The organism is Pseudundibacterium arcticum, assembly GCF_042646465.1.
Classification (GTDB): Bacteria; Pseudomonadota; Gammaproteobacteria; order Burkholderiales; family Burkholderiaceae_D; genus Undibacterium_A; species Undibacterium_A arcticum.
Genome location: NZ_JBHRTP010000018.1, coordinates 119,297 through 128,556, shown reverse-complemented (window position 1 = coordinate 128,556; position 9,260 = coordinate 119,297). Strand labels below are relative to the sequence as shown.

The following is a 9,260-nucleotide window of genomic DNA, read 5'->3' as shown; positions in this document are numbered from 1 at the left end:
CACCGGCGGCGGCGGCATCAACGGCCGGGGCGGCTACCGCTACCTGCTCAGTGCGATGGGCGCCAATGCAGCCGGCGGCGACGCCCAGGCCCGGCTGCGCGTGCGAATCTGGCACATCGATGCGGCGACGGGTGGCGATGTGGTCGATTACGATAATCAACCCGGGCAGCCGGCGCGGCCGACCAGCGCGCAGTTCACCGCCGCCGGCGATCCTGCGATCCAGTCCGGCAGCGCGATCAGCGGCGGCGCCATTGTGATTCGCAATTAGCGCAGAGCGCGCGAACGCCGCCGGATCTGCAGCGGCAGCGCCGGCAGCGCCCACCTGCGGCTAGCGTGGCTCGACCGCCGCCGGCGCATCTGCAGCGGCATCGGCGACGCCGCCGCCGGCCGCCTCCCGCCGCAGCGCCTCGGCGTCGCGCGCGAACATCTCTTCCAGCTCCTGCCGGCCCTGCTTGACCATCGACATCATCTGTTCCTGATCCTGGTAATACGGGTACACCGCCAGCAGTGTCTTCAGGTTATGGGCGCGAAATTGCTGCACCAGCTGCTGCGCGCGTTGCGCGTCGACACCGAGCTGCTGCAATACCTGGCCGCCCAGCTGCAGTGCAGCCTCGAAGGTTTCACGCTCGATGATGGTGACGCCGCGATCCATCAGGTCGTAGTAGTGGCTGACATTGCGCGCGCGTGCCAGGATTTGCAGCTGCGGAAAATTGCGCCGGGCCATATCGACCAGTGCCAGGCTGTCGTCGACATCGTCGATCGCGACCACCAGCAGCCGCGCACTGCCGGCACCGGCGGCATGCAGCAGGTCCCTGCGGGTGGGGTCGCCATAGAACACCTTGAAGCCGAATTTGCGCAGCAGTTCGATCTGGTCCGGGTCGTGGTCCAGCACCGTGGCCTTGATCCGGTTGGCAAACAGCAGGCGCCCGATGATCTGGCCGAAGCGGCCAAAGCCGGCGATGATCACCGGATTATCCTGCGGCGCGATCGCATCGTCCGGGCGCCGCCGCTGCCGCAGCAGCTGCCGCAGGCGCGGCGCCAGCAGTTGGTCATACAGCAGCAACAGCAATGGCGTGCCGACCATCGACAGCGTCACCACCACCACCAGCAAGGACGCGGTGGCCGGCGCGAAAACCTTGGCCGTGGCAGCCGCGCCGAACACCACGAACGCGAATTCGCCGCCCTGCGACAGCAGGATCGCAAACAGCAGCCGCTGCCCGCGCGCGATCTGGAAGCGCTGGCTCAGCAGGACCAGCACGCCGATCTTCAGTGTCAGGAAGCCGGCGACCAGCGCCAGCACCAGCCGGGGTTGCGCCAGCAACACGCCGAAATCGACCGACATCCCGACCGCAATGAAAAACAGCCCCATCAGCAAGCCCTTGAACGGCTCCAGGTCGGTTTCCAGCGCGTGCCGGTATTCGGAGTCGGCCAGCAGCACGCCGGCCAGGAAGCTGCCGAGCGCCATCGACATGCCAACCGATTGCATCAAGAGCCCGATCGCAATCACCAGCAGCAGCGCGAATGCGGTAAAGATCTCGCGCAGTTCGGTCTTGGCGATGACGCGCAGCAGCGGCCGCAACAGATGGCGGCTGCTGAAGATCAGCGCCGCGATCACGGCCAGCACCTTCAGCGCACCGAGCCAGCCGTGGCCGGCGCTGCCGGCGACTGCCACGCCCAGCAGCGGAATGATGGCGATCATCGGAATCGCGGCGATGTCTTGCAGCAGCAGGATCGCAAACGCGGCCGAGCCGGCCGGCGTGCTTTTCAGATTGCGCTCCTGCAAGGTCGCCAGCGCGATCGCGGTCGATGACAGCGACAGCCCGAGCGCCGCAATCAGCGCGGTTCTCCAGTCGACCCCGAGCAGCAGCGCGGCCAGCGTCAGCACCGCGCTGCAGGCAGCGAGCTGGGCGCTGCCCCAGCCGAAGATCGGACGCCGCAGCGACCACAGCCGTTTCGGATCGAGCTCCAGCCCGATCATGAACAGCAGCAGCACCACGCCGAATTCGGAAAAATGCAGGATGTCCTCGACATTCTCGATCAGGCGCAAACCCCAGGGCCCGATCGCGATGCCGGCCAGCAAATAGCCCAGCACGGCGCCAAGGCCGAGGCGTTTCGCCAGCGGCACCGCCAATACCGCGGCAGTCAGGTAGATCAATCCGTTCAGCAGCAGGCTATGTTCCATCGGCGTATCCGGTCGCGTGGGTGGGGTCGCTGGTTCGGGGCAAGCAGCCCATCCAGCGTATACGAACGCACCCCGGCTTGGCCAGCGCGATCGCGCTGGCGGCTGGACGCCACGCCGCGCACCGGCCTCGGCCAATCCAGGTGACATCCCGCCGTTTTAGAAATTTGATGGGGAGTATCAGGCGAAAATATGGTTCATGCCCTTGATTTGCAAGGACTGCAAAAAATACACCAGCGAGTATATTTTTGACAAAATGCTGTCCTCGAATGTGTGCAAGTTGCCATTACGTACTGCACCGCGGCAAAGTTGTACTGGGACTGCTCTTGTTTTTTAGCGTTTGACTCAGCACCGGTGGCCTGCGCAATACCGGTTCAGCTCGCAACCTCGCGCGGCGCAAAAAAAAGGGCGCGAAATCCGCGCCCTTCTTGCCCCGCCGGGACCGGCTGGCGCCGGTCGCGAGTTACGCCGCCAGCTGCCGCTCCAGCTGTACCTTGACTGCCTGCAGGTCTGGCGGCAGGTGGTATTTCAGCTTGTCGAACAGCTCGCTATGCAGTTGCAGTTCCGCGGCCCAGGCCGCCTTGTCGATCGACGTGATGCGGTCGAACTGCTGCTGGGTGAACTCGATACCGTCCCACGACAGGTCGCCGAACTCGGGCGTGGTGCCGAACATGTGCTCGACGCCGCCGGCCTTGCCTTCGATCCGGTCCAGCATCCACTTCAGCACGCGCATGTTGTCGCCGAAGCCGGGCCAGACGAACTTGCCGTTCTCGTCGGTACGGAACCAGTTGACGCAATAGATCTTTGGCACCGTGGCACCGGTTGCGCCGATTTTCTTGCCCATGTCCAGCCAGTGCTGGAAGTAGTCGCTCATGTTGTAACCCATGAACGGCAGCATCGCGAACGGATCGCGCCGCACCACGCCCATTTGACCTGCGGCCGCAGCCGTGGTCTCGGAGCCCATGGTCGCGGCCATGTACACGCCTTCCACCCAGTTGCGCGCCTCGGTCACCAGCGGCACCGTGGTCGAGCGACGTCCGCCAAAAATGAAGGCCGAAATCGGCACGCCGGCCGGATCGTCCCAGGCCGGATCGAGCACCGGATTCTGCGTCGCGGATACGGTGAAGCGCGCATTCGGGTGCGCCGCCTTGCGACCGGTTTCCTTGGCGATTGCCGGGGTCCAGTCCTTGCCCTGCCAGTCGATCAGATGGGCCGGTGGTGCCGAAGTCATGCCTTCCCACCAGATGTCGCCGTCATCGGTCAGCGCGACGTTGGTGAAGATGGTGTTGGCAGTCATCGACGCCATGCAATTGGAGTTGGTCGCGGTATTGGTGCCCGGTGCGACGCCGAAATAACCGGCTTCGGGATTGATCGCATACAGCTTGCCATCGGCACCCGGTTTGATCCAGGCGATGTCGTCGCCGACGGTGGTGACCTTCCAGCCGTCGAAGGTCTTCGGCGGAATCAGCATCGCGAAATTGGTCTTGCCGCAGGCCGACGGGAACGCCGCCGCGACGTAGTGCTTCTTGCCCTCGGGCGACTCGACGCCGAGGATCAGCATGTGCTCGGCCAGCCAGCCCGGGCTACCGGAGGGCCCTTGTGCGGCTTGGCGGCCCATGTTCGACGCGATGCGCAGCGCAAAGCATTTCTTGCCGAGCAGCGCATTGCCGCCGTAGCCGGAACCGAACGACCAGATCTCGCGTGTCTGCGGGTAGTGCACGATGTACTTGGTGGCATTGCACGGCCAGGCCACATCCTTCTCGCCGGCGGCCAGCGGTTGGCCTACCGTGTGCATGCACGGCACGAATTCGCCGTCGCTGCCGAGCACGTCGAACACGGGCTTGCCCATGCGGGTCATGATCTGCATGTTGACCGCCACGTACGGGCTATCGGACAGCTCGACGCCGATGTGGGCGATCGGCGAACCGAGCGGGCCCATCGAGAACGGCACCACGTACATGGTGCGGCCGCGCATGCAGCCGTCGAACAGCCCGTGCATGGTGGTGCGCATCTCGGCTGGCGCCATCCAGTTATTGGTCGGGCCGGCGTCCTCTTCCTTGTCCGAGCAGATGAAGGTGCGGTCTTCGACCCGCGCCACGTCGGACGGATCGGAGCAGGCCAGGTAGCTGTTCGGACGCTTGGCGTCGTTCAGTTTCTTCATGGTGCCGGCGGCGACCATCTGGGCGCACAGCCGGTCGTATTCTTGCTGCGAGCCATCGCACCAGTGGATACTGTCGGGTTTGGTCAGCGCGGCCATGTCGGCCACCCAGTTGATCAGTTTTTGATGCTTGATGTAAGACGGGACGTTCAATGCTGCAACGCCACCCATAACGGCCTGATTCATGAAACTACCTCCAATGCCAATAGAAATCTGGTGTGTCCCGGCACGGCAGGATCGTCTGGCTGGCGCGCATGACCGATGGTCGGCGCCCAGCATACGGCGGTCTTGTCGATTGCGTTCGGCTGACCGGTCGCAATGCGCCGGTATCAGCGTGAATAACAAACAGGCTAACAAACTAGCCAACAAACAGGATAAACAAGCAGGCGAGCCGGTTTATTATTCAGGCTTCGGGTCAGTCGTGCAGGCCCAGCGAGCCAATGCGCATGCGAAAAATAGGTGCCGATTGTACACCCGCACCCATCCGATTTCCTTGTCCCAGGCCAAATTTGTAGTAGTAGTTGTTGACTAATGTAGTGGGTTATTTTATGCGCCGACCAGCACGTTGCTTTGTTACGAAATGATCGCGCCGCTGGGGTCGGCTGGCGGCACCGTGCTCACCACCCAACCCTGAAAATGCCATGAAGATAGCCATACTCGACGATTACCAGGACGTAGTGCGCCGGCTGGACTGTTTCAGTCTGCTCGACGGGCACCAGGTCAAGGTGTTCAACCATGGCGCAACCGGGGTCGGCCAGCTGGCGATCCGGCTCGCGCCGTTTGATGCACTGGTGCTGATCCGCGAACGCACCGCCTTGCGCCGTGCGCTGCTGACGCGCTTGCCGAACCTGAAACTGATCTCGCAAACCGGCAAGGTGTCTGGCCATATCGACGTCGCCGCCGCCACCGCGCAAGGTGTCGCGATTGCCGAAGGCGTCGGCGACCCGACCGCGCCGGCGGAGCTGACTTGGGCGCTGATCATGGCGGCCCAGCGCAAGATTGCGCAATATGCGTCCAATCTCAAGGACGGGCTGTGGCAGAGCGCGACGCTCGATCCACAGCACAACACGCTCGGCACGGTGCTGAAGGGCAAGACGCTCGGTATCTGGGGTTACGGCAAGATCGGGCGCCTGATCGCCGGCTATGGCAAGGCGTTCGGCATGCAGATACTGGTCTGGGGCCGCGCGCCAAGCCGCGCCGCCGCAGCCGCCGACGGCCATCTCGCGGCCGAGTCAAAAGAGGCCTTCTTCGCGCAATCAGACGTCATCACCATGCATCTGCGGCTTAATGATGTGACGCGCGGAATCGTCACTGAAACTGATCTGGCCCGCATGCAACCAAGCGCGCTGTTCGTCAATACCAGCCGCGCCGAACTGGTCGCGCCCGGCGCGCTGGAACAGGCGTTACGGCAGGGCCGCCCCGGTGGCGCCGCGCTCGACGTGTTCGAGACCGAGCCGCTGCCGCGCGATTCGGTACTGCTGCGGATGGAAAACGTGCTGGCGACGCCGCACCTCGGCTATGTCGAACGCGACAGTTACGAATTGTATTTTCGCGCCGCGTTTCAGAATGTGGTCGATTTCGCCGCCGGCCAGCCGAAGAATGTGCTGAATCCCGAGGCGCTGAAGGAATAAAGCAGCAGGCCGGCACCAGAACCCCCATTCCCTGTCGCCCCAGATCGGCGCACCCCCGCCAAATTGTGTTGACGAAAAGCAAGCGATGAGGCTACGCTTGCCATTGTGTCAATAATGCGATTTGCACATCATTGCGTGCCGGCAAGGCGCGGAACCTGTGCATTCCGCACCTGATTTCTTCATTGCGCTGCAGGCGTCCCGAGGCGGGTTTGGGGTGGCGGCTAATTCATAACAGGGAAATATGCAAAAACAGACCGTAGTGCGTAACGCGTTGATCGTGGCCGGTGTCATCGGCTTGGCCGCATGTGGCGGCGGATCAAGTTCCACATCCGGCAGTGGTTCGACACTGACTTCGACGACCAGCCCAGCGCCGACCCAGATCGGCGGCACCGCCGCCTCCGGCGCGCCGTTCGCCGGCGCAACGGTCACCCTCACCGATGCCAACGGCACCCAGAAGACGATCACTGCCGCCGCCGATGGCAGCTACGTGTTCGACGCCAAGGGCATGACCGCACCTTTCGTCATCAGCGCCACCGGAATGGCCGGAGGCACCACCACCACTTACGTGGCTGTCATGGCCGACGTGCTGAACGACGGCGACACCAGGACGCTGAACGTGACGCCGTTGACAACCGCGGTCGCAGCGCTGCTGTCCGATGCCAACGATCCGCTCGACATGCTGGACTCCGCCAAGTTGAAGGCCAAGGCCACGCCGGCCGAGATCGGCAAGGCAGTCACCGCGATCCGCACGGTACTGGCCAACGTGGTCACGGCAACCGGCGCCGATGCCAGCACCTTCGATCCGATGACGACTGCATTCAAGGCCAACCGCACCGGACTCGATTCCGTACTCGACGCCATCAAGGTCAGCCTGTCGGGTCAGGGCGTCGTGTTGACCAACGCCTTCGCGCCGATTCCGGAGAGCGCCGCCGCGTTGGGTGCTGCCGCTGCGCCCTCGGTCGCTCTGACCAAAACCAATCTCGCGACACCGCCGGCGCCGCTGGTGGCGCCGACGATCGACATGTCGAGCATCGCGGCCATCCTCGATAGCTGGCGCGATCAGCTCAACGGCTGCTTTGCGCAGGCCGCGGCCGACCGGGTCACGTTGTCCGGCGGCGCAGTCACGGGCGTCAAGGGCGCCTGCGCCCAGGTCAGCGGCTTCAACCCCAACTACAAGTCGAACGGCTACACGCTGTTTCAGACCTATGGCGATCTGTTGTCCGATCCGGCCATGGATGGCGCGAAATTCGGCATCCCAGACTTTCTGACCCTGATCAAAACGGATACGGGAGCCGACCTGGCAGTGTTCCGCCTGGACTACAAGCGCAGCGACGGCGACACCAACCACGTGCTCGACGTCGCGCAGAAAGTGGCAGTGACCACGGCCACCAGCAGTGGCTGGAGCGTGGTCGGCAACCAGCGCGATTATGACGCCTCGGTGCAGGCGCGTTTCGACCGCATCGTCGACCTCAAGAACGGCGGCAAGGTCGGCTACAGCACCGGTCTGCGCCTGTTCTTCAATCCGCTCGGCCCGAACGCCAGCGATGTCAACGTGGTGCGGGTCAGCGGTCCGGGCTTGCCGGCCGCCGGCGTGGTACTGGGCAAGTCGGACGCCTGCGGCACCGCCAGCTATCTGCAGATCCAGAACAAGACCGGCAGCCTCACCAGCGTGGTGCCCGCCTATATGCGCACCGCCAGTTCCTTTTTCCTGGGCGCGGCCAACGCCGATGGCTCGGCCTTCAACTGGAGTGCGTTCGCGACCAGCCCCAATTGGGCCGACGTGCCGGTATCCGATTTCTCGGCCCTGCTGCCGTTCGCGCGGTACAAGTTTGAAGTGTACCGCTCGGCTACCGACACGGCGCCCAAGGCGGTGTTCTATACGCGCATTACCGCAGCGCCGGTGGCGCCGGCTTACGGTGCAGCGCTGCAATGGAACGACTTGAGCGCGGCGGCCAAGACCTACCTCGACCCGACCAACGCGACCCAGGCGGCGGCCTTGACCACTGCCACCGTTGGCTGGACCCGCAACCCGCTGGCGGCGCCGGTCAACAGCGTGACCATGTTCGGGCGCTCCGCGACGACGCGCATCAATGCGCAGATCTGGGGCATCAAGCAGGACGCTGCCTCGGCCGCCATCAATGTGGCAGCGCTGGGCAGCTCGTCCGGCATCTCGTGTACTGCCGCCACCATTCCGGCGCTGAACGTGGCCGGCAATTATCGGGAGATCGTGCTGCGCAGCCGCAACCACAGCGATGTGAATCAATACACGACCTGGACCTATCAGAACTAGGCGGCGCGGTCCGACCTCGTCGACGCGCCGGCCCTACGGCAGCGCGTCGGACGAGATGCCGGGCAGTCTGATCTTGGGCGTCGGCACCGCCAGCCGCGGTTCGGGCAAGCCGCGCCACAGTCCGGCCCAGCCGGGCGGCCACGTCAGCGCCGGGCCCGCGTAGTCGGGCACGTTGCGCCGCACCGCGATGACGGGCACTGGCGGCAGCGCTGGTTGCGCGGCGCCGACGTGCGCCATATTCAGGCTGTACATATAGTTCGGCAGCAATGCCGCGCACACCGCATCGAACCACGCGGTGTGGTCCTCGTCGCGGCCGAGCGCCTGGGCCAGACCCGGCGGGTCGAACCGGGCCAGCGCCTCGATCAATTCCTCGGTCGTGGCGCCGGGCTGGTCGCCCCAGCCCATCACCGGATTGAAGTTGTACTCGGCGCCGGAGCCATACCAGCCCTCGCGCCACGGTCGCTGCATCCAGTTGCGCGGGCCGGTAAACAGGTGCCAGCGCCAGTGCAGGCCGGACGGCTTCGGCCAAGTGTACAGATACAGGCGCTGATAACCGGCCCGGTGCAGCGCACGCACCATCGCCATCAAGCGCGCATGCGGCATCCGGTCCGGCGCTGCGTGGCGAAACAAAATAAGCTCACCGTCGGCATGCTGCAGCTGGTCGCTCGACAGGTTCAGATCCAGCACCCGCTGCTCGTTGCCGAAACGCACGGCGACCCAGCCGCTCAGCAGATTGACCGAAGTCAGTACGCCGTAGCCGCGATAGCGATGGAAAATGATGGTGCCGGGAGCGATCGGTTTCATGGTGGTGCCAAAGGCGCAATGCACTTGCAAAAGGATTTAGTGTAGCGGAAATCGACGCGTACGCAGAAGCCATCCCCGCAAACATACTGCGTGCGGCAGGCGCGGAGTCGATTGCACCGGGTTGACGCGTCGGCAGCGGTGTTCTCGGCAACCGTCGCCCACGCTTGCCTGGCGCCGGCAACTATCCTACCATCTGAG

The 9,260-nt window shown here is 64.3% G+C and carries 6 protein-coding genes; 3 read left to right on the top strand and 3 right to left on the bottom strand.

The window, feature by feature from the left end:
- Positions 1–268, top strand: a 268-nt coding sequence (locus ACFOFO_RS06830; RefSeq protein ID WP_390331219.1) for a hypothetical protein, incomplete at its 5' end; no start/stop codon positions are given.
- 60 nt (positions 269–328) lie between these two features.
- Here ACFOFO_RS06830 and kefC read toward each other — a convergent pair.
- Together kefC and ACFOFO_RS06820 are read right to left on the bottom strand one after the other, a co-directional pair.
- Positions 329–2,182 carry a glutathione-regulated potassium-efflux system protein KefC gene (gene kefC / locus ACFOFO_RS06825; protein WP_390321576.1) on the bottom strand — a complete coding sequence of 618 codons (1,854 nt, stop codon included), beginning with the start codon at positions 2,180–2,182 and terminating at the stop codon, positions 329–331.
- A 460-nt stretch (positions 2,183–2,642) separates the two neighbouring features.
- Complete coding sequence (locus tag ACFOFO_RS06820; protein WP_390331218.1) at positions 2,643–4,523, bottom strand: phosphoenolpyruvate carboxykinase (GTP); 1,881 nt, start codon at positions 4,521–4,523, stop codon at positions 2,643–2,645.
- A 455-nt stretch (positions 4,524–4,978) separates the two neighbouring features.
- Between ACFOFO_RS06820 and ACFOFO_RS06815 the strand changes: the two genes are divergently transcribed.
- Positions 4,979–5,968 carry a D-2-hydroxyacid dehydrogenase family protein gene (locus tag ACFOFO_RS06815; protein WP_390321578.1) on the top strand — a complete coding sequence of 330 codons (990 nt, stop codon included), beginning with the start codon at positions 4,979–4,981 and terminating at the stop codon, positions 5,966–5,968.
- Between the two features lie 241 nt (positions 5,969–6,209).
- The gene (locus tag ACFOFO_RS06810) at positions 6,210–8,258 is read left to right on the top strand and encodes a carboxypeptidase-like regulatory domain-containing protein (RefSeq protein ID WP_390321580.1); all 2,049 of its coding nucleotides are present in this window, start codon (positions 6,210–6,212) and stop codon (positions 8,256–8,258) included.
- Between the two features lie 33 nt (positions 8,259–8,291).
- On the opposite strand, the gene ACFOFO_RS06805 is transcribed toward ACFOFO_RS06810, so the two are convergent.
- Positions 8,292–9,062 carry an L-asparaginase gene (locus ACFOFO_RS06805; protein WP_390321582.1) on the bottom strand — a complete coding sequence of 257 codons (771 nt, stop codon included), beginning with the start codon at positions 9,060–9,062 and terminating at the stop codon, positions 8,292–8,294.
- Positions 9,063–9,260 lie beyond the last annotated feature (198 nt).

Coding starts and splice junctions, on each gene's coding strand:
- ACFOFO_RS06810 (WP_390321580.1), top strand. CDS start 6,210: ATGCAAAAACAGACCGTAGTGCGTAACGCGTTGATCGTGGCCGGTGTC.
- kefC (WP_390321576.1), bottom strand. CDS start 2,182: ATGGAACATAGCCTGCTGCTGAACGGATTGATCTACCTGACTGCCGCG.
- ACFOFO_RS06820 (WP_390331218.1), bottom strand. CDS start 4,523: ATGAATCAGGCCGTTATGGGTGGCGTTGCAGCATTGAACGTCCCGTCT.
- ACFOFO_RS06805 (WP_390321582.1), bottom strand. CDS start 9,062: ATGAAACCGATCGCTCCCGGCACCATCATTTTCCATCGCTATCGCGGC.
- ACFOFO_RS06815 (WP_390321578.1), top strand. CDS start 4,979: ATGAAGATAGCCATACTCGACGATTACCAGGACGTAGTGCGCCGGCTG.